The organism is Arthrobacter antioxidans (assembly GCF_023100725.1).
In the GTDB taxonomy this organism is placed as follows: domain Bacteria; phylum Actinomycetota; class Actinomycetes; order Actinomycetales; family Micrococcaceae; genus Arthrobacter_D; species Arthrobacter_D antioxidans.
Window position 1 is genome coordinate 3179180 of sequence record NZ_CP095501.1, and the last position, 17593, is coordinate 3196772.

Annotated in this window: 21 protein-coding genes; 8 read left to right on the forward strand and 13 right to left on the reverse strand. The window is 70.2% G+C overall.

Going from position 1 to position 17593, the window contains the following annotated elements; translation table 11 throughout:
• Positions 1-21: 21 nt before the first annotated feature.
• The gene (locus tag MWM45_RS14705) at positions 22-909 is read left to right on the forward strand and encodes a 1,4-dihydroxy-2-naphthoate polyprenyltransferase (protein WP_247827076.1); all 888 of its coding nucleotides are present in this window, start codon (positions 22-24) and stop codon (positions 907-909) included.
• Positions 910-1061: 152 nt separating this feature from the next.
• Here MWM45_RS14705 and MWM45_RS14710 read toward each other — a convergent pair whose 3' ends face one another.
• Complete coding sequence (locus MWM45_RS14710; RefSeq protein WP_043441901.1) at positions 1062-1367, reverse strand: DUF4229 domain-containing protein; 306 nt, start codon at positions 1365-1367, stop codon at positions 1062-1064.
• Positions 1368-1397: 30 nt separating this feature from the next.
• Here MWM45_RS14710 and MWM45_RS14715 point away from each other — a divergent pair, with 30 nt between their 5' ends.
• On the forward strand, positions 1398-1844 hold the full coding sequence (locus tag MWM45_RS14715; protein WP_247827077.1) for a PLD nuclease N-terminal domain-containing protein: 447 nt from the start codon (positions 1398-1400) through the stop codon (positions 1842-1844).
• 227 nt (positions 1845-2071) lie between these two features.
• Here the strand turns inward: MWM45_RS14715 and ccsB are convergent, their stop codons facing one another.
• From ccsB to MWM45_RS14740, 5 genes are read right to left on the reverse strand one after another with little or no spacing between them, the layout of a single operon-like run.
• A complete protein-coding gene (gene ccsB, locus MWM45_RS14720; RefSeq protein WP_247827078.1) occupies positions 2072-3097 on the reverse strand; it encodes a c-type cytochrome biogenesis protein CcsB in 1026 nt (341 codons plus the stop codon).
• The gene (resB, locus tag MWM45_RS14725) at positions 3097-4821 is read right to left on the reverse strand and encodes a cytochrome c biogenesis protein ResB (RefSeq protein ID WP_247827079.1); all 1725 of its coding nucleotides are present in this window, start codon (positions 4819-4821) and stop codon (positions 3097-3099) included. The genes ccsB and resB overlap by 1 nt, the downstream gene beginning before the upstream one ends.
• Before the next feature lie 51 nt (positions 4822-4872).
• Entirely contained in the window at positions 4873-5628 is a 756-nt protein-coding gene (locus MWM45_RS14730; RefSeq protein ID WP_043443461.1) for a cytochrome c biogenesis CcdA family protein, read from the reverse strand.
• Between the two features lie 57 nt (positions 5629-5685).
• On the reverse strand, positions 5686-6306 hold the full coding sequence (locus MWM45_RS14735; protein WP_418909699.1) for a TlpA family protein disulfide reductase: 621 nt from the start codon (positions 6304-6306) through the stop codon (positions 5686-5688).
• A gap of 39 nt (positions 6307-6345) precedes the next feature.
• Entirely contained in the window at positions 6346-7023 is a 678-nt protein-coding gene (locus tag MWM45_RS14740) for a histidine phosphatase family protein (RefSeq protein ID WP_247827080.1), read from the reverse strand.
• A gap of 151 nt (positions 7024-7174) precedes the next feature.
• Between MWM45_RS14740 and MWM45_RS14745 the strand changes: the two genes are divergently transcribed.
• Positions 7175-7732, forward strand: a complete 558-nt coding sequence (locus MWM45_RS14745; protein WP_247827081.1) for a YceI family protein — start codon at positions 7175-7177, stop codon at positions 7730-7732.
• A 199-nt stretch (positions 7733-7931) separates the two neighbouring features.
• Positions 7932-8531, forward strand: a complete 600-nt coding sequence (locus MWM45_RS14750; protein ID WP_247827082.1) for a hypothetical protein — start codon at positions 7932-7934, stop codon at positions 8529-8531.
• 24 nt (positions 8532-8555) lie between these two features.
• On the opposite strand, the gene MWM45_RS14755 is transcribed toward MWM45_RS14750, so the two are convergent.
• Both MWM45_RS14755 and MWM45_RS14760 read right to left on the reverse strand, forming a co-directional pair.
• Positions 8556-9242 (reverse strand): redox-sensing transcriptional repressor Rex, encoded by a 687-nt coding sequence (locus MWM45_RS14755; RefSeq protein ID WP_247827083.1) that lies wholly within the window; start codon positions 9240-9242, stop codon positions 8556-8558.
• A 185-nt stretch (positions 9243-9427) separates the two neighbouring features.
• Complete coding sequence (locus tag MWM45_RS14760) at positions 9428-9691, reverse strand: glutaredoxin family protein (protein WP_231554400.1); 264 nt, start codon at positions 9689-9691, stop codon at positions 9428-9430.
• A gap of 87 nt (positions 9692-9778) precedes the next feature.
• Here MWM45_RS14760 and MWM45_RS14765 point away from each other — a divergent pair, with 87 nt between their 5' ends.
• Positions 9779-10591 carry an HAD family hydrolase gene (locus MWM45_RS14765; protein WP_247827084.1) on the forward strand — a complete coding sequence of 271 codons (813 nt, stop codon included), beginning with the start codon at positions 9779-9781 and terminating at the stop codon, positions 10589-10591.
• A gap of 126 nt (positions 10592-10717) precedes the next feature.
• On the opposite strand, the gene MWM45_RS14770 is transcribed toward MWM45_RS14765, so the two are convergent.
• The 4 genes from MWM45_RS14770 to MWM45_RS14785 form a co-directional block, all read right to left on the reverse strand.
• The gene (locus MWM45_RS14770) at positions 10718-10816 is read right to left on the reverse strand and encodes a 30S ribosomal protein bS22 (protein ID WP_003792170.1); all 99 of its coding nucleotides are present in this window, start codon (positions 10814-10816) and stop codon (positions 10718-10720) included.
• A 194-nt stretch (positions 10817-11010) separates the two neighbouring features.
• Positions 11011-11223: a helix-turn-helix domain-containing protein gene (locus MWM45_RS14775; RefSeq protein WP_247827085.1), complete on the reverse strand. Its 213-nt coding sequence runs from the start codon at positions 11221-11223 to the stop codon at positions 11011-11013.
• A 171-nt stretch (positions 11224-11394) separates the two neighbouring features.
• Entirely contained in the window at positions 11395-11940 is a 546-nt protein-coding gene (locus MWM45_RS14780; RefSeq protein ID WP_247827086.1) for an ArsR/SmtB family transcription factor, read from the reverse strand.
• Positions 11941-11999: 59 nt separating this feature from the next.
• Complete coding sequence (locus MWM45_RS14785; RefSeq protein ID WP_247827087.1) at positions 12000-13202, reverse strand: acetoin utilization protein AcuC; 1203 nt, start codon at positions 13200-13202, stop codon at positions 12000-12002.
• A gap of 136 nt (positions 13203-13338) precedes the next feature.
• Here MWM45_RS14785 and MWM45_RS14790 point away from each other — a divergent pair, with 136 nt between their 5' ends.
• The 3 genes from MWM45_RS14790 to MWM45_RS14800 are packed head-to-tail and all read left to right on the forward strand — an operon-like array spanning position 13339 to position 16712.
• Entirely contained in the window at positions 13339-14751 is a 1413-nt protein-coding gene (locus tag MWM45_RS14790; protein WP_247827088.1) for a TrkH family potassium uptake protein, read from the forward strand.
• Positions 14744-15412 (forward strand): potassium channel family protein, encoded by a 669-nt coding sequence (locus tag MWM45_RS14795; RefSeq protein ID WP_043441864.1) that lies wholly within the window; start codon positions 14744-14746, stop codon positions 15410-15412. Before MWM45_RS14790 ends, MWM45_RS14795 begins: the two co-directional genes overlap by 8 nt.
• Complete coding sequence (locus MWM45_RS14800; RefSeq protein ID WP_247827089.1) at positions 15396-16712, forward strand: glycosyltransferase 87 family protein; 1317 nt, start codon at positions 15396-15398, stop codon at positions 16710-16712. The genes MWM45_RS14795 and MWM45_RS14800 overlap by 17 nt, the downstream gene beginning before the upstream one ends.
• Here the strand turns inward: MWM45_RS14800 and proC are convergent.
• Complete coding sequence (proC, locus tag MWM45_RS14805) at positions 16681-17535, reverse strand: pyrroline-5-carboxylate reductase (protein ID WP_247827090.1); 855 nt, start codon at positions 17533-17535, stop codon at positions 16681-16683. The genes MWM45_RS14800 and proC overlap by 32 nt on opposite strands.
• Positions 17536-17593: the final 58 nt, after the last annotated feature.

A 17593-nucleotide genomic window follows, 5' to 3' on the forward strand; every position in this document is an offset into this window, starting at 1 on the left:
CCCGACCTGAAGGACTGACCCGTGGCGACTGCCGCCCAGTGGCTCGAAGGAGCCCGCCCCCGCACGCTGCCGATGGCGTTCGCCCCCGTGATCGTCGGAAGTGCTGCCGCCGTCGGGCTCGGATCCTTCAAGCCCCTCCACGCGCTGCTCGCGTTGATCGTCTCGGTGCTCCTGCAGGTCGGCGTGAACTACGCCAACGACTACTCCGACGGCATCCGCGGGACGGACGACGTCCGGGTGGGACCGCTGCGCCTGACCGGCTCGGGGGCAGCGCAGCCCCGGCACGTGAAGCTCGCCGCCTTCGCCTGCTTCGGCCTGGCCATGGTGGCGGGGCTGGTCCTGATCCTGCTGTCGCAGGCCTCGTGGATCCTGCTGCTCGTCGGCGTGGGCTGCATCGCGGCCGCCTGGGGCTATACGGGCGGCAAGAACCCGTACGGGTACCGCGGGCTGGGCGATGTGTTCGTCTTCGTGTTCTTCGGGCTGGTCGCCACCCTCGGCACCACGTTCACGCAGGCGGGCCAGCTCAGCGCCGCGGCGTGGATCGGTGCGGTGAGCACGGGACTGATCGCCATGGCACTGCTGATGGCCAACAACGTCCGCGACATCCCGACCGACACCGCCGTGGGGAAGAAGACCCTGGCCGTGAGGCTCGGCGACACCGCCGCGCGGATCAGCTACGTGGTGATGCTCGCCGCCGCCGTCCTGCTGCCGCTGTTCCTGATCGGCGAGTATCCGTGGATGCTGCTCGTCCTGCTGCTCGTCCCGGCCTGCCTCGTGCCGAGCCGGCTGATGCTCACCGGCACCCGGCGCACGAGCCTGATCCCCGTCCTCAAGCAGACGGGGCTGATCAACCTGGCGTTCAGCATCCTGTTCGCGGCGGGCATCGTGATCACGCGGGCCCTCGGCTAGCAGTGCTCCCGACGGCTACCGGCCGGCCGTGACCACAGGGGTCCAGCGACCGGGCGCCTGCATGCGGCCGTCCGGTCCGCAGCCGCCTTCTGCTCGCCGCTCACGGTACGGCGCTCCTGCTTCGAGCGGCTGCTGCGACGCCGGGATGCGCCTCAGGCGGCGTCGCGGCGCGGCTTGCGGTCGGCGTTGACGGGCATGTTGGGGTCGAGGGCGTCCTCGGCGGCGGCGTCGTCGAGCTCGACGGCGGTCCGGACCGGAGGGGCGCCCGGGGCCATGCGGCGCTGCAGGGTGGCCGCGGCGGCATCGCGGAGATCCCGGGCGAACAGGTAGGTCACGCACCAGGCGAGGATGGCGGCCACGACCGCCGAGAGGAAGAGCCCGAGGCCCAGCAGTACGCACGCCACGTAGAAGACGACGATCAGGAGCAGTCGGAGGGCGGTGAATTTGAGGAAGGCCACTCTCCAAGTTTACTCGCCTACAATTGGCGCATGCCCCGCCTCCTGCTGTTCGCCGCGATCCTCGGAGTCGCCGTCATCATCTACGCGCTGATCGACTGCGTCATGAGCCGAAAACACGAAGTGCGGAGCATCTCGAAGACCGCGTGGTTCATCACCATCCTGATCCTGCCGCTCATCGGCGCGGGGATGTGGTTCCTCCTCGGCCGCCCACGCAGCGAGCGGCCCCCGGGCCCGCGCCGCCCGGCACCCCGCCAGCCGACCGCCCCGGACGACGATCCCGCCTTCCTGCAGAACCTCGAGACCCAGCGGTGGCAGCAGGCCCGCGAGCAGGAGAGGCGCCGTCGCGAGCAGGAGCAGAAGGAGCGCGAGGCGAAGGCCCGCGACGACGGGAAGAACGAGCCGGCGCAGGACGACAAGCACGACGGCGACGGCAACGACGACGCCGGGCCCGGCCCCACGGGAGCTCACCAGCCCTGACGGGCGTGCCGTGCGGTGGTGGTCGCGACGTCACCCTCACCACGCCTGCTCCCACCGTACGAGGCTGCGGAGCGGGAATGCCCGGACCCTCCCACTCCGTGACGGCGCAGACCGGGACGTAGCGCCACGACACCCGACCAGCATCCGGACACGAGAGAGCCCCGCAGCAGGAGCTGCGGGGCTCTTCCGTGTCCGGGGGCCTCAGGCGGCTCCCGGAGCTGGAGTCGTCAGACCCCCGAGTAGCTGTGGAGGCCCGAGAAGTAGATGTTCACGATCGTGAAGTTGAAGACGATGCAGAGGTAGCCGACGATCGAGAGCCATGCGGCGCGCGTCCCCGTCCAGCCGCGCGTTGCGCGGGCGTGCAGGTAGCCCGCGTAGACGGTCCAGATCACGAAGGTCCAGACCTCCTTGGTGTCCCAGCCCCAGTACCGGCCCCAGGCCTGTTCGGCCCAGATGGCACCGGCCATGAGGGTGAAGGTCCAGCCCACGAACGCGATGGCGTTGAGGCGGTAGGCGAGGTTCTCGAGGCTCAGCGCGGAGGGCACCAGGCGCAGGAACTTCGCGGTGTCCGCCTTGCCCGCGAGGAGCTTGGCCTCCCGCGAGGACTGGAGGAGCTGCAGCACCGACATCGCGAACGTGATGGTGAACAGTGCGGAGGAGGCCACTGCGATGGAGACGTGCACGATCAGCCAGTAGCTCTGCAGCGCGGGGATGAGCCGCGCGACGGGCGTGGGGAAGCCGACGGTGGCTGCGCACAGCATGACGACGACGAGCCCGACCACGAAGGACCCGACGAAGCGGAGGTCCTTGCGGGTGAGCGTGATCAGGAAGATCGCGGCGACGAGGAACGCACCCGTGGTGCAGAACTCGTACATGTTGCCCCACGGCACGCGGTTCGCCGCGATGCCGCGGGTGACGACGGCGGCACCGTGGATGACGGCGGCGAGGACCGTCAGCGCGACGGCGATGCGCGCGGCGCCACGCCGCGGACCGGAACCGTAGTCCATGGAGTCGTCGGCCGTGGCGGGAGCGGTCGGCGCGGCGTCCGACGTCGAGCCCCCGCGCGCACCGACGCCGGCGAGGGCGGGGGTGGCCTTCTCCTGGGCGAGCCGGGTCTCGAGCGAGCCGATGGTCGTGCTCGAGCGCACGAGGTCGAGCACGAAGAAGATCAGGGCCGCCACGTAGGCGATGGAGGCCAGCAGCATGAAGAGCTCACTGACCTGCCCGAGCTCTGCGTTGACTGGTTGTGGCATCAGTTGTCCTTTGAGTTGTGGTGCGACTGCCCCGTGCCTGCTGCCGACGACGCGGCCTCCGGCACCTTGTTTTCTCCCGTGCCGCCGCCCGGCACCGACCAGCGGTCCGTGAGCAGCTTCTCGACGGTCTGGCCCTCCGCGGGCAGCCGGTGGTCCTCGCCCCGCGCGAGCAGCCCGTACTCGACCATGAGGCGGCCGTCGGGGTGCTGCCCGGTGCGGACCCAGAGCCTGCGGCGTCCGATGAACAGCGACGCCGTCAGGCCGAGCAGCGCGAGCGTCGAGAAGACGAGCGCGCCGACCTCCCCGGGGTCGTGGTGGATGTCGAGGGCCGCGTACCGCTTCAGCCCGTCGAACGTGATCGACCCCTTGCCCTCGGGCAGGTCGTAGGTCTGGCCCACGCTGAGTACGATCCCGCCGTCGTCGCTGGTGCGGCTGTTCAGCTCCGTCAGGTTCTCGGTGTCCAGGACGTACACGTTCTCCGGTGTGCCGTCGTCGAGCCCGAGGTCCCCGTAGTAGGAGTTGAGGTTGAGCTGCGGGTTGAAGGGGTCCGGGTCCCGGGAGAAGGACACACCCTGCTCGTCCACGAACGCCGTGGGGAGGAAGAATCCCACGAACCCGAGCTGGTCCGGCTTGGCGTCCGGGGCCTTGATGACGATCAGCGACGTGTAGAGGCCGTCCGACGGCACCGAGACGACGGGCCCCTCCGAGGCGATGTTGCCCTCGCCGTCGCGGACCGTCACCACCGGCGCGTAGCCGTTGCCCACGAGGTACACGTTCGTCCCGCCGATCGTGATCGGCGCGTTGACCTTGAGGACCTGGGACTCCTCGGCCGCACCGGGGCCGTCCTGCGTGGTCACCTCGGCGGTGAAGTCCAGCGGCTGGCCGTAGTGGCTCTCCTGGTCGCGGTCGAAGCGGACGTCGAAGGAGTCCAGCCGGAGGGAGTAAGGCTCGAGCCGGTCGTCGGAGAAGTTGGAGCCCGGGTTGAAGGAGTCGTAGCCGATCAGGGTGTTGACGAAGCTGTCGCCCTCGACCACGACCTTCTGGCCGTTGTAGCCGAACAGCCCTCCGACGGCCACCGAGACCAGGACCCCGATGAGGGAGGTGTGGAACACGAGGTTGCCGAGTTCCTTGGCCAGTCCGCGTTCGGCACCCACCGAGGGGCGGTCGGTGTCGGCGTCCCGCACGTCCACGCGGTAGCCGCGCTTCCGGAGGATGGCCGCGGCCTGCTCGGCGGCGATGGCGGGGGTGAGCCCCGACCCGCGGGCCTGGTCCGACGGCACCTCGAGCGTGCCGTGGACGGGCAGGCGCGAGAGCCGCTTCGGCGTGCGCGGCGGCGTGGAGCGCACCGCCCTGAAGTGCGCGATCGCGCGGGGGATCACGCAGCCGATGAGGGAGACGAACAGCAGGAGGTAGATGGCGGAGAACCAGACCGACGAGTAGACGTCGAAGAGCTGGAACCAGTCGAGGACGGGGCCCGTGTCCGGGTTGTCCTGGATGTACTGCGTGACGATGGCGGGATTGGCCGGGCGCTGCGGGAACAGCGAGCCGGGAACCGCGGCGACGGCGAGCAGCAGGAGCAGGAAGAGTGCGGTGCGCATGCTCGTGAGCTGCGTCCAGGCCCACCGGAGGGTCCCGAGGAACCCGAGGGAGGGCAGGACGACGTCGGACCGGGCCGCGGAGGTGCCCGGCCTGTCCCTCGCGTCCTGTGTGACGTCCTGCTTCACTGTGGGCCTTCCATCAAGTCGATTCGATTCCGTGCCGTGCGCGTCCGCCGATCAGATCGGGAGGACGACGTTGCCGATCAGCAGATCCTGCAACTGGGTGATCCAGAGGTTCCAGACGCCCGTGACCATGAGGACGCCCACGAGCACCAGGAGCCCTCCCCCGGAGCGCTGCAGCAGGAGCCGGTGCTTCCGGAAGAACGCGAGCGCGCCCATGCCGCGCCGCACGCCGAGTGCGATCAGCAGGAACGGCAGACCGAGCCCGAGGCAGTACACGAAGGTGAGCACGGCGCCCTTCAGCGCCGTGGCGTCGTTGCCGGAGATGGCGAGCAGCTGCACCGCGCCCAGGGTGGGCCCGATGCACGGCGCCCAGCCGAGCCCGAAGGTCACCCCCAGCAGCGGAGCGCCCAAAAGCCCCGCCGGGACCCTCGCATGGAGGCGGCTCTCCCGCTGGAACCAGGAGAACCCGCCCATGAAGATGATGCCCAGGAGGATCACGACGACGCCGAGCACCTGGAGGAGCCATCCCTGCGAGACTCGCAGGAAGGCTCCCAGCTGGCCGAAGAGCGTCCCGTAGGCCATGAAGACCACCGAGAAGCCGACGACGAACAGGCCGATCCCGGCGAGCATGCGGCCTTTCCTCTGCTTCTCGAGATCGACGCCGGTCAGTCCCGTCACGTACCCGAGGTAGCCGGGGACCAGGGGCAGGACGCAGGGAGAGACGAAGGAGACGAGACCCGCCAGGAGGGCGACGGGCAACGCCAGGAGCATGGAGCCGTTCAGGACGGCGTCGGCGAAGGCGTTGCCCACGGCGAGCGGCATCGACGCGGCCGGCGGCCCCGTCATCGGCATGCCCGGCCCGGCGCGCTATTCAGCGAGGGCATCGGAGATCAGGGCCTTGAGTGTGCTGCGGTCCGCGAGCCCGAGGATCCGCGCCGAGACGCGCCCCTCGCGGTCCAGCACGATCGTGGTGGGGACAGCCTGCGGCGGGACGTACTGCGTCATGTCCAGCAGCACCCCGCCGTCCTTGTCGGCGAAGCTCTGGTACGGGATGTCGAAGCTGCGCTCGAAGGCTTCCGCCGTGGCCTTCTCGTCGCGGATGTTCACCCCGTAGAACGCGGCGCCCTGCGGCGCATAGTCGTCGTGCAGCGAGACGAGGTCGGGTGCTTCCTCACGGCAGGGAGCACAGGCGGCGTACCAGAAGTTGAGCACGGTGACCTGGCCGTCCCACTCGGCACTCGACACGGAGGTGCCGTCGAACAGGGTGCCGGAGACCTCGACGGGCTCTCCCCTGTCGCCCGCGGCGTACTCGGTGACGGAGCCGTCACCCGCGATGTAGTTCTTGCCGTCCCCCGCCGCGGCCTGCTGCGCCAACGGATCATCCGCCGCGCAGGACGTCAGCGCGAGCGAGACCGGCACGGCGAAGGCCAGCGCCGTACGCAGCGTGAGCAGGCGGCGGCGCGGTGCGGGACGGACGGGTGTGATCACGGCTTCTTCCGTTGATTTCTACGACGTGTAGTAATTCTATTACGCGCCGGGGACATTCGCCGCCTCGGGCAGCAGGTCGGCGCACGGCTCCGCGTAGCGGACGCGCCGGATGGTCTCGCCGTCGAAGTCGAGGGACGTGACGGACGTGAGCGTGCATTCACGCTGGCGCGGGTCGTGCCAGAGCCGGCGGTGCTCGGCGGCGAGCCTCGTCACCCAGATCGGGAGCTGGTGGCTGACGAGGATGGCCTCCGCGGGGCGGCCCTCCCCCCTGTCGGCACCGAGCTCGAGGGCCAGCCGCCGCGCGTCGTGGACTCCCGCCATCATGCGTTCGACCTGCAGGCGGTAGGGCTCGCCCCAGGAGGGGCGGAGGGGATTGACGAGCAGCGGCCAGTTGCGGGGCTGCCGGAGCCGGCTCTTGATCCCGGACATGCCCTCGAAGCGGTTCTCCGCCTCGATGATCCGCTCGTCGGTGGCGATCGCGAGCCCGAGGGTGTCCGCGAGCGGCTGCGCCGTCTCCTGCGCACGGTCGAGCGGCGAGGCCACGAGGTGCACGATGTCGGCGCCGTCGTCGCGCCGTGCCTGGAAGTACCGGGCCATCTGCGCGGCCATCTGACGGCCGAGATCGGAGAGATGGAACTCGGGGAGCCGTCCGTAGAGGACTCCCCCGGGGTTGTGGACCTCACCGTGGCGCACCAGGTGGACGGTTGATCGCTGCATCCTTCCAGTTTCGCGCATGCTGCGTGCGACGGCCAATCGATACTTGCGCGGGAGTTTGTTGAACGTTTTACTGATCCATGGAATAAAACATGCATATGCATGCTTCTACTCCCTGTAAGCATCCGCCAGCCACCCTTCTCAGGAGTTCCTCATGACTGTCCCCTCAGGCCTCACCTCCGGCACCTGGTCCTTCGACCCCTCCCACAGCGAGGTGGGCTTCAGCGTCCGCCACGCAGGCATCAGCAAGGTCCGCGGCTCGTTCAAGGACGTCGACGCCGCACTCACCGTCGGCTCGTCGCTCGAGGACTCGAGCATCTCCGCGACCATCAGCACCGCATCCTTCACCTCCGGCGACGAGAACCGCGACGGCCACGTCAAGGGCGCCGACTTCTTCGACGTCGAGCAGTTCCCCGAGATGACCTTCGTCTCCACCTCCCACGAGGGCTCCGGCGAGACCTATCGGATCAACGGTGACCTCACCATCCGCGGCATCACCAAGCCCGTGACCCTCGACGCCGAGTTCAACGGCGTGGCCGTGGACCCCTTCGGCGCCACCCGCGCCGGCGTCTCGGCCTCCACGAGCATCTCGCGCAAGGACTTCGGCCTCACCTGGAACGCGGCCCTCGAGGCCGGCGGCGTCCTCGTCGGCGACAAGGTGACCATCACCATCGAAGCCGCCTTCGTGGCTCCCGCGGTCGCCACGGTCTGATCCGCCACCCGGGCTACCGCCCGCCCGCAGGCCCCGACGGCCGGCGTCGTCCTCCCGACGACGCCGGCCGTCGGCGTTTCGTCCCGCCTTCGGGGGGAGCCCACGAACTAGGCTGACGGTGACCACATCCACGGGGGCCGCGTCCATGGGGGGCGCCACCGGCCGGATGACCACTCCCTGATCAGCGAAGGACGCGACGATGAGCACACCACAGGACACTCCGAACGGGCAGGACAACGGGCCCGCCTGGAACGCACCGGGAGCGGGCGGCAGCGGCCAGAACCCCTCTGCCCAGCAGTCCCCGTCCCCGAGCTACGCCTACCCGGCATCGGGCGCGCCGGGTCTCACCGAGAAGGGACCGGCGCCGAAGGAGGTCCAGCGGGCGTACTACCTCATCCTCGCTGCGGGCGTCCTCCACTTCCTCTCCTCCGTCGTCGGGGTGACGGAGATCCCCGAGGGCGCCGGATCATCGGTCCAGATGGTGTCCCAGCTGCTGTTCGCGGCCCTCGCCGCCGCGGTCTACGTGGTCCTGGCGATCTTCATCCGCCGGGGTCGCAACTGGGCCCGCATCACCGCGACGGTCCTCGCGGCCCTCAACGTGCTGGTGACCGTCGGCGGCCTGCTGCTCCTGCCGCTTGCCAACCAGGCCGTCGAGGCCTCGGGCCAGGAAGCGGTGCCGGTCTCCGGTCTGTCGATCACACTCAGTGTGATCGTCCTGCTCCTGGGCGTGGCGGGCGTCGTCCTGACCTACCTGAAGCCGGCGCGGCCGTACTTCGCCCCGCAGAAGCTCGGGTACTGAGGGCGCGGGCGCTCGTACCCCCGCCTACTGGGCGCGGGAGACCGGACCGAGGTCCGGCTCCTGCGCCCTTTGTGCGTGGTAGGCCAGGATCTGGAGCTCGGTGGACATGTCCACCTTGCGCAGCTGGACGTGCGGCGGTACCTGCAGCACCACGGGCGCGAAGCTGAGGATGCTGGAGATCCCGGCCGCGACGAGGCGGTCGCACAGCTCCTGGGCGACCGCCGCGGGAACCGCGAGCACCGCCATGTTGGTGCGGGTGCGCTCCAGCACCGCCTCGAGGTCGTCGACCGCACTGACCCGGAGGTAGCCCACCTCGGACCCGACGACCAGCTGGTCGGCGTCGAAGAGCGCCACGATCTCGAACCCGCGCGAGCCGAACCCCGAGTAGCCGGCGAGGGCCCGTCCGAGGTTGCCCGCGCCGAGGATCGCGACGCGCCAGTCGAGCGTGAGCCCGAGGGCCACCGAGATCTGCCGGTTGAGGTACTGCACGTCGTACCCGACGCCCCGGGTGCCGTAGGACCCGAGGTAGGAGAGGTCCTTGCGGAGTTTGGGCGAGTTCACTCCGGCGGCATCCGCGAGTTCCTCGGAGGACACCCGTTCGATGCCCTCGGCGAGCAGGGAATTCAGCGCCCGCAGGTAGATGGTGAGACGCGCGACCGATGCGGGAGGGATGTGGCGCGCCGCATCGTCCACGGGGTGAAGGCCTGGCATGTCCGGCGTTGTCACTGTCATCGGCTCCGTTGCTAGCACCGCCGCGCCCGGTCCGGGAGCTGCGGTTCCGGGGTCCCTCGGCATCGGGGGCGGAAGTACCACCCACTGTATGCCGACGACGCGGGGCCTCCAAGCCGGGCGGCGAGCATCGTGGGGGGAACGGAGGGGCGGCCGGTCGGGGCCCCTCAGGCGCCCGCCAGCAGCCGCCTCAGCCTCGCCTCGTCGATCGACCAGAAGTCCCGCTGGACGCCGTCGATGAACAGGACGGGCAGTTCCTCCGCGAAGCGTGCACCGAGCGCGGGGACCTCGGCGGCGCTCACCTCGCGCCAGCCCAGGCCGAGGTCGTCGGTCACCCGCCGCACCACGGCGCGGGCATCCTCGCAGAGATGACACCCGGGCCGGGTGAGGAGCACCACGCCGGTGCCGGGCATCTCCGCAGGGGTTTGCATCCCTCCACGGTACTGCGCCCGTGCGGTGCCGGCAGCAGCGGCAGGAGATGCCGTCGAGCGGCGGGGCCGAAGAACTAGACTCGGAGCATGCCGGACGCCGCCCGGGTCACGCACCCCATCCTCCAGCCTTCGGCGACCGTCGCGGGCGAAGCAGCCTTCTTCGACGTGGACAACACGCTGATGCGCGGCGCCAGCCTGTTCCATGTGGGCCGCAAGATGTACCAGCGCAAGGCCTTCACGCTGCGCTTCGCCGCGGGCCTGGCCTGGAAGCAGCTCCGCTTCATCATGCGCGGCGAGACGATGACGGACGTGAACTCGGTGCGCGACGCCGCCCTCGCCTTCGCCATCGGGATCGCCCACGAGGACATCCTGGCCCTGGGCGAGGAGGTCTACGACGAGATGATCGCCTCGAAGATCTGGCCCGGCGCGCGCGCCCTGGCCGAACAGCACCTGACCTCGCACCGGCAGGTCTGGCTGGTGACCGGCACCCCCGTGGAGGTGGCCGGCGTGATCGCGAGCCGCCTCGGGCTCACCGGGGCCCTCGGCACCGTGGGGGAGGTCGCCGACGGCCTCTACACCGGCAAACTGGTCGGCGAGTTCCTCCACGGGCCGGCCAAGGCCGTCGCGGTGCTGGAACTGGCGCAGCGGGAGAACCTGGACCTCTCGCGGTGCTGGGGCTACAGCGACTCCTACAACGACATCCCGCTGCTGACCGCCGTCGGGCATCCGGTGGCCATCAACCCGGACGCCCGGCTCCGCCGCCATGCCCGGGCGAACAACTGGCCCGTCTACGACTTCCGCAGCGGACGGCGGGCCGCGACCCTGGGCCTGCGCGCGGCCACCGTCGTCGGATCCGTCTACGGGCTGTGGCGCGGGTACTCACGGTTCAGGAGCCACTGACCCCGGACGGGCCGGGAGCCCGGCCGACGACGGAGAGTCCGCCAGACGACGACGGCCCGGCTTCCACGCCGAGAAGGCGGGAATCCGGGCCGGTCGGCACGCTCCGGCTCTGGGCCGGGCGCCTGCCTACTTCTTGTTGCGGCGCTGGTGACGGGTCTTGCGAAGCAGCTTGCGGTGCTTCTTCTTTGCCATACGCTTGCGGCGCTTCTTGATTACTGAACCCATAGAGTCCTCACAAACTGTTGTGTTGCCAGGTCGGACCGCGGCGAAGAGCCTCGGGGCACACCCTGGTGATGACGAAAGGCGCGTGCCTGGTGGCAGTTGCCCGTTTGATGCAATAAGTCGAGCAGGCTCGAAACCCGCCCAAAACGCTCCTTAACAGGGTACATCCGTTTGCGGACCCCACGGACGACCGGCGATCAGGCGGTCTCGGACTGCCCGTCGACCTGCGCCCGGCGGAGGAAGTCCTCCACCGCGGACTCGGGGACACGGTAGGAGCGGCCGAACTGGACGGCCGGCAACTCTCCTGCGTGCACGAGCCTGTACACGGTCATCTTCGACACGCGCATGAGTCCCGCCACTTCCGCGACCGTCAGGAACTGCACATCCGAGACGTTGTTCCCGTCTGCCATCTCACCACTATTCCTTTGCATGGAGGCTTGCACGTCACCCTGGGACCGGTGCCGGAGAGCTACCGGCGGGTGACCGTTCGGCGTGTCGCCTTGAAGCAAAAGGATAATCCGCCTAAGGAGTCATTCTAGGGGCAGATGTGACTGGAGTGAAAGACGGCCGACCCGCCGGACCTACGACGACGGATCGCGGCGCCGGCGCAGTTGGGACAGCAGGTCTGCCGCGCGTTCCGCCGCCCGACCCATGGTCCGGCCCATCGGGGGACGCGGTGCGTCCGGCCCGCCGGACACCGGAGGTGCCACCAGGACCGCGGCGGCCAGCGCCGTCTTGTCCTCGGTGCTCGGCGCAGCGGTCGTCTCCGGCTCGAGCACCGCGACGACGTCCGCCACCGTCATCACCTCGGCGGACTGCTCCTCCGGACGGGCACCCCCGGAGGCCGCAGCGGGGACCGGGTCCGCGCTCGGCTCGAACCCGGCGAGCCAGTCGCGCACCAGGCCGAGCGGCGCGGTGTCCAGCGAGTAGTAGCGTTTCTGCCCCTGCGCCCGCATGCTCACCAAGCCCGCCTCCCGCAGCACCTTCAGGTGCTTCGACACCGTCGGCTGGCTGACCTGCAGTTGGATCACGAGCTCCCCCACCGCCTTGTCGCCGTCGCGCAGGTTCTCGAGGATCTGCCTGCGCGTTCCTTCGGCGATGACGGCGAATACATCATCGATTCCCATTCGCCCACCCTAGCGACATATACGCCACGCGGCATCCTGACGCGATCGGCGGGTCACGGTCAGTCGAACCAGGGGTCCAGTCCGTGGAGCGGGAACAGGGCCTTCCGGGTCGCCATCACCGTCCGGTCGAGGTCGTCGTTGGGGTCGTAGCCGATCTCCCACGAGCGCCACCAGATGTCCGCGCCGTCGCCCATCAGGCGGGGCGCCTCGACGCCGTGCCGTTCCAGCACGTACTCCCGCCAGACGGCCGGGACGGGCGTCGCCGGGCCCATCGGTGCGCCGGCGGCCACCGCGACGAGCAACGACCACGACCGCGGCACCACGCTCGCCAGGGCGTAGCCGCCTCCCCCGGTCGCGATCCACCGCCCCCCGCACAGGCGGTCCGCCAGTTCCCGGACGCCCAGCATCAGCGCGTGCTGGGCGTCGACACTGACCCGCAGGTTCGTGAGGGGGTCCTCACGGTGGGAATCACAGCCGTGCTGGCTCACGACGACCTCGGGCGCGAAGGCCCCGGCGAGCTGCGGCACGACGGCGTGGAAGGCCCGCAGTACCGCGGCGTCGCCGGCGACGGTGGGCAGCGCGACATTCACCGCGTACCCCTCCGCCCCTGGCCCCCCGGTCTCGCTGGCGAAGCCTGTGCCCGGGAAGAGGCTCATGCCCGTCTCGTGCAGCGAGATCGTCATGACGCGGGGGTCGTCCCAGAAGATGCTCTGGGTCCCGTCACCGTGGTGTGCGTCGACGTCGATGTAGAGGACGCGCTGGACGCCGCGGTCGAGCAGTCGCTGGATGGAGGCCGCGGCGTCGTTGTAGATGCAGAAGCCGCTGGCCCTGGAGCGGGCCGCGTGGTGCATGCCGCCGCCGAAGTTGACGGCCCTGACCGCGGAACCCCGGAGGATCGCCTCGGCGGCATCGAGCGACCCGCCGGCGAGCCGGGCACTGGCCTCGTGCATCCCCGCGAAGGCGGGCGTGTCCTCCGTGCCGAGGCCACGGGCGGCATCCGAGGTGTCCGGGTTGCTGCTGACCTGGCGGACCGCCCTGATGTAGTCCGGGCTGTGGACCGCCGCCAGGTCCTCGTCCGAGGCCACGCCGGGAGCGGCGACCGTCACGCCGTCGAGGTCCAGCAGTCCGCAGTCCCGCGCGAGCCGGGCCGTCAGATGCAGCCGCTCCGGGTTCATGGGGTGCTGGCCGCCGAAGTTGTAGGCCAGCATCGACTCGTCCCAGGCGACCTGGAGGGGCACCGCCGACCTTGAGTGCGTAGACATTCCTGAAAGGCTACGCGATGCGCGATATTCCGACGACGCACGCCGGTGAGATGCTTTACTACTGCAAGGGACAAATCAGGCTTGGTTACGCGCCGATGCGGCGGATGGACCAGCGGACAGGGCAGAGCGGACGTCAATGGTAGGTCAACAGCCGCGATGGCTGACGGACGATCGCCGCGGGTACATCAGGCTGCTGGCCTCGATCCGCGACTTCGCCGACTCCTTCGCCAACAGTTCACCCGCACGCCTGGCCCTCTTCATCTTCACCGCCGTGATCCTGGTGTTCACCGCACTGCTGAGCCTGCCGATGTCCGCCAGCAGCGGCACCGTGACCCCTCTGCACGATGCCTTCTTCACGGCGGTGTCCGCCGTGTGCGTCACGGGCCTCACCGTGGTGTCCACGGCCACCCACTGGTCCTTCTTCGGCCAGTTCGTGATCTTGCTCGGCATCTTCATCGGTGGGCTCGGCACGCTCACGCTGGCCTCGCTGCTCGCGCTGATCGTGAGCAAGCGGCTCGGGGTGCGCGGCAAGCTGCTGGCCCAGGAGGCGCTCAACAATGCGAGCCGCCTCGGCGAGATCGGCACGCTCCTGCGGATCGTCATCACGACGTCGGTGGTGATCGAGATCGTCCTGGCCGTCGTGCTCATCCCGCGCTTCATGCTCCTGGGGGAGCCCTGGTGGCAGGCGCTCTGGCACGGCATCTTCTACTCCATCTCCGCCTTCAACAACGCCGGCTTCACCCCCCACAGCGACGGCCTGGTCCCGTACGAGACGGACCCGTGGATCCTGACCCCGCTCATGGTCGGGGTGTTCCTCGGGAGCCTCGGCTTCCCGGTGATCATGGTCCTCGTGCAGGTGCGCCACCGCTTCAGCAAATGGACGCTGCACGCCAAGCTCACGGTGTCCGTGTCGCTGATCCTGCTCGTGGCGGGGACGTTCGCCTGGGGCTTCCTCGAATGGGAGAACCCCGACACCATCGGCACCCTGAGCGTCACGGACCGGGTGATCCATGCCCTCTTCGCCTCGGTCATGACCCGCTCCGGCGGGTTCAACCTCGTGGACCAGAATGACATGACGACGACGACGATGCTCCTGACGGACGCCCTCATGTTCGCCGGCGGGGGGTCCGCGTCCACGGCCGGCGGCATCAAGGTGACCACCATCGCGGTCATGTTCCTCGCCATCGTGGCCGAGGCCCGCGGCGACTCCGATGTCCGGGCCTGGGGCCGGACCATCCCCTCCGGTGTCATGCGTGTCGCGATCTCCGTGATCTTCATGGGCGCCACCCTCGTCCTGATCGGGAGCGGCCTGCTCCTCCGTATGACGGACGAGCCGCTCGACAAGGTGGTCTTCGAGGTCATCTCCGCCTTCGCGACCTGCGGCCTCAGCACCAACCTGAGCGCCGAGCTGCCACCCGAAGGAAAATACGTCCTGTCCGCCCTGATGTTCGCCGGGCGCATGGGCACCATCACCCTCGCCTCGGCCCTCGCGCTGAGGCAACGCAGCACGCTGTACCGCTACCCCGACGAGAGGCCGATCATTGGCTGAAAGACCCGCCCACAACGCACCCGTCCTCGTGATCGGCCTCGGCCGGTTCGGCGCGGCCACCGCGGAACAGCTCGTCCGCCAGGGACGGGAGGTCCTCGCGATCGAACGGGACCCGCAGCTCGTGCAGAAGTTCTCGGGCATCCTCACCCACGTGGTCGAGGCCGACGCGACGAACCTCGACGCCCTCCGCCAGCTCGGCGCCCAGGAGTTCTCCGCCGCCGTGGTGGGGGTGGGCACCTCGATCGAATCGAGCGTGCTGATCACCGCCAACCTCGTGGACCTCGGCATCGACCACCTGTGGGTCAAGGCCATCACGCCCTCGCACGGCAAGATCCTCAAGCGCATCGGCGCCAACCATGTGATCTACCCGGAGGCGGATGCCGGCCAGCGCGCCGCGCACCTCGTCGGCGGCCGCATGCTGGACTTCATCGAGTTCGACGACGGCTTCGCGATCGTGAAGATGTACCCGCCGAAGGAGACCCAGGGCTTCACGCTCGCGGAGTCCTCGGTGCGGTCGAAGTACGGCGTCACCGTGGTCGGCGTGAAGTCGCCGGGCGAGGACTTCACCTACGCGCGCCCCGACACCAAGGTGTCCAGCCGCGACATGCTCATCGTGTCCGGGCACGTGGACCTGCTGGAGCGTTTTGCCGGCCGCCCCTGACCGCACGGAGGAGACCGGGGCGCCGGTGCGGCGCAGGCGCAGCTCCGGCGGGTCCCGCCGTCGGACATCCACCCCCGCCGCGCGGTCGGCGGTCGGCCGGTGGGCCGCCGGGCTCGGCGGCGCCCTCGTGCTCGCCGTCGTCCTGCTGGCCGCCGGGATCCACGGCCTGGACCTGTCGGTGTACCGCGAGGGGGCCCTCGCCCTGACCGGCCGCGCAGGCGGGAAGGACCTGTACGACGACGCCCTGATCCAGACCGACACGCGCGGCCTGCCCTTCACCTACCCGCCCTTCGCCGCCCTCCTCTTCGTGCCCCTCGCGCTCGTCCCGGAGGCCCTCGCCCTCGGGATCGTGACCGCCCTGACGTGCGCGTGCCTCGTGGGCGTGGCGTTCGTCGTCGTCCGCTACCTGCGCGCGGCGGGCGTGGTGTCGGGGGCGGGGACACGTGCCGGCTGGCGGGGTCCGGCCGCCGTGCTCGCCGCCGTGCTGCTCATCGGCGTCAGCGGGCCGTGGCGTGAGGGCCTCGGATTCGGCCAGATCAACGCCCTGCTGATGGTGCTGATCCTCGCCGACCTGCTGCGCTCCACCAGGCTTCCCTCGGGCGTGCTCATCGGGATCGCCGCCGGGATCAAGCTGACGCCCCTCGCGTTCGGCCTAGTGTTCCTCGCACGCCGTGATTGGCGGTCCCTGGCGTGGCTGGCGGCGTCCTTCACCGGGACGGTGGCCGCGGGCTGGTTCCTCGCGCCCCGCGAGTCGGCGATCTTCTGGCTGGACGCGCTCTTCGACGCCTCGCGGGTGGGGGCGACGGCCGATCTCTACAACGTGTCCCTGAACTCGATCGTGGCGCAGTCGGGCCTGGCCGAGGACCTGCAGCGGCCCGTGTGGGTCGTGGCGTCCCTGGCGGTCGTCGCGGTCGGCTACCTGGCGATCCGCCGGGCGGACGACGACGGCGACCCCGTGCGGGCCATCGCCGCGAACGCCGTCGTCATGCTCGCGATCTCACCCATCTCGTGGTTCCACCACTGGGTGTGGATCGCCCTCGTGTTCCCGGCCGGCTGGGTCCTCGCCCGGCAGCAGGCGGGCGCACCGCGCGCGGCGGGCCGGGCGCTGCTCGCGCTCCTGGTGCCTGTGATGGTGTTCTCCTCGATCACCGTCACCCTCACGCTCACCGGCGCGGTCTCCGGCGAGGGGCCGCTACCGCTCCGGCTCTTCACCGCCCTCGGCGTGGTCCTGCCCGTCGCGCTGCTGGTCCTGTGGTCGCTCCGTCCCGTCAGTCGGCCGGGCCCGTCAGTTCCCGGGTGATCTCCGCCGCGCGGGCCGTGGCGGCGCGGGCGCCGTCCGCGACGATGCCGGGAAGGCCCAGCTCCTCGAAGGCCTCGATGGCGCTCTGCGTGGTCCCGTTGGGGCTGGTGACGGCGCGGCGGAGGGCGGCGGCGTCCGCGCCCTCCTCGGCGAGCATGAAGCCCGCGCCCGCGACGGTCTCCCTGGCGATCAGCGCGGCCAGGCCGGCGTCGAGGCCCAGACCGACGCCGGCGGCGGCCATCGCCTCCGCCAGGTAGAACGCGTACGCCGGCCCGGACCCGCTGACGGCGGAGAGGGCGTCCACCTGGTCCTCGGGGATCTCGACGACCGTCCCGGCGGACGCCAGGAGCTCCCGGGCCTGCGCCATCTGCTCGGGGCCGGCCGCGGTCCCGGCGGAGATCGAGAGCACACCCCTGCCGAGCCGCGACGGGGTGTTGGGCATCGACCGGATGACGGGTTGCCCCTCGGGGAGGACGGCCTCGATCATCGCGATCGTCACGGCCGCGGCGACGCTGAGGACGAGGGCGGTCGGCTTCAGGGACGATCCGATCCCGCGGGCGAGCGCGACGGTGCCGGCGGGCTTCACCCCGAGGATGACGACGTCGGCATCCCGGACGGCGGTGGTGTTCGCGGCGCCGTCGTCCGTGGTGGCGAGGGCCGTGACGCCGTGCCGCTGCCGGAGCTCCTCCGCGCGCCCGGTGCGTCGGACCGTGGCGGTGACCCGTCGGGGGTCGAGGCCGGCGGCGAGGAGACCGGCCAGGATGGACTCGTTCATGGATCCGCAGCCGAGGAAGGCGATGCGCGGGGCGCCCGGGGTAGTCATGATCCCATCCTGCCATGAGGGTCTCACAGGCTACTCCCAGCCTGTGTGGTGTTGCAGC

What these genes read in the sequence shown, in the direction of transcription:
- ccsB (WP_247827078.1), bottom strand. Translation starts at nt 3,097, where the DNA reads ATGCCACAACCAGTCAACGCAGAGCTCGGGCAGGTCAGTGAGCTCTTC.
- MWM45_RS14760 (WP_231554400.1), bottom strand. Translation starts at nt 9,691, where the DNA reads ATGCAAACCCCTGCGGAGATGCCCGGCACCGGCGTGGTGCTCCTCACC.
- MWM45_RS14765 (WP_247827084.1), top strand. Translation starts at nt 9,779, where the DNA reads ATGCCGGACGCCGCCCGGGTCACGCACCCCATCCTCCAGCCTTCGGCG.
- MWM45_RS14790 (WP_247827088.1), top strand. Translation starts at nt 13,339, where the DNA reads ATGGTAGGTCAACAGCCGCGATGGCTGACGGACGATCGCCGCGGGTAC.
- MWM45_RS14755 (WP_247827083.1), bottom strand. Translation starts at nt 9,242, where the DNA reads ATGCCAGGCCTTCACCCCGTGGACGATGCGGCGCGCCACATCCCTCCC.
- MWM45_RS14775 (WP_247827085.1), bottom strand. Translation starts at nt 11,223, where the DNA reads ATGGCAGACGGGAACAACGTCTCGGATGTGCAGTTCCTGACGGTCGCG.
- MWM45_RS14740 (WP_247827080.1), bottom strand. Translation starts at nt 7,023, where the DNA reads ATGCAGCGATCAACCGTCCACCTGGTGCGCCACGGTGAGGTCCACAAC.
- MWM45_RS14715 (WP_247827077.1), top strand. Translation starts at nt 1,398, where the DNA reads ATGCCCCGCCTCCTGCTGTTCGCCGCGATCCTCGGAGTCGCCGTCATC.
- MWM45_RS14745 (WP_247827081.1), top strand. Translation starts at nt 7,175, where the DNA reads ATGACTGTCCCCTCAGGCCTCACCTCCGGCACCTGGTCCTTCGACCCC.
- MWM45_RS14780 (WP_247827086.1), bottom strand. Translation starts at nt 11,940, where the DNA reads ATGGGAATCGATGATGTATTCGCCGTCATCGCCGAAGGAACGCGCAGG.
- proC (WP_247827090.1), bottom strand. Translation starts at nt 17,535, where the DNA reads ATGACTACCCCGGGCGCCCCGCGCATCGCCTTCCTCGGCTGCGGATCC.
- MWM45_RS14785 (WP_247827087.1), bottom strand. Translation starts at nt 13,202, where the DNA reads ATGTCTACGCACTCAAGGTCGGCGGTGCCCCTCCAGGTCGCCTGGGAC.
- MWM45_RS14750 (WP_247827082.1), top strand. Translation starts at nt 7,932, where the DNA reads ATGAGCACACCACAGGACACTCCGAACGGGCAGGACAACGGGCCCGCC.
- MWM45_RS14770 (WP_003792170.1), bottom strand. Translation starts at nt 10,816, where the DNA reads ATGGGTTCAGTAATCAAGAAGCGCCGCAAGCGTATGGCAAAGAAGAAG.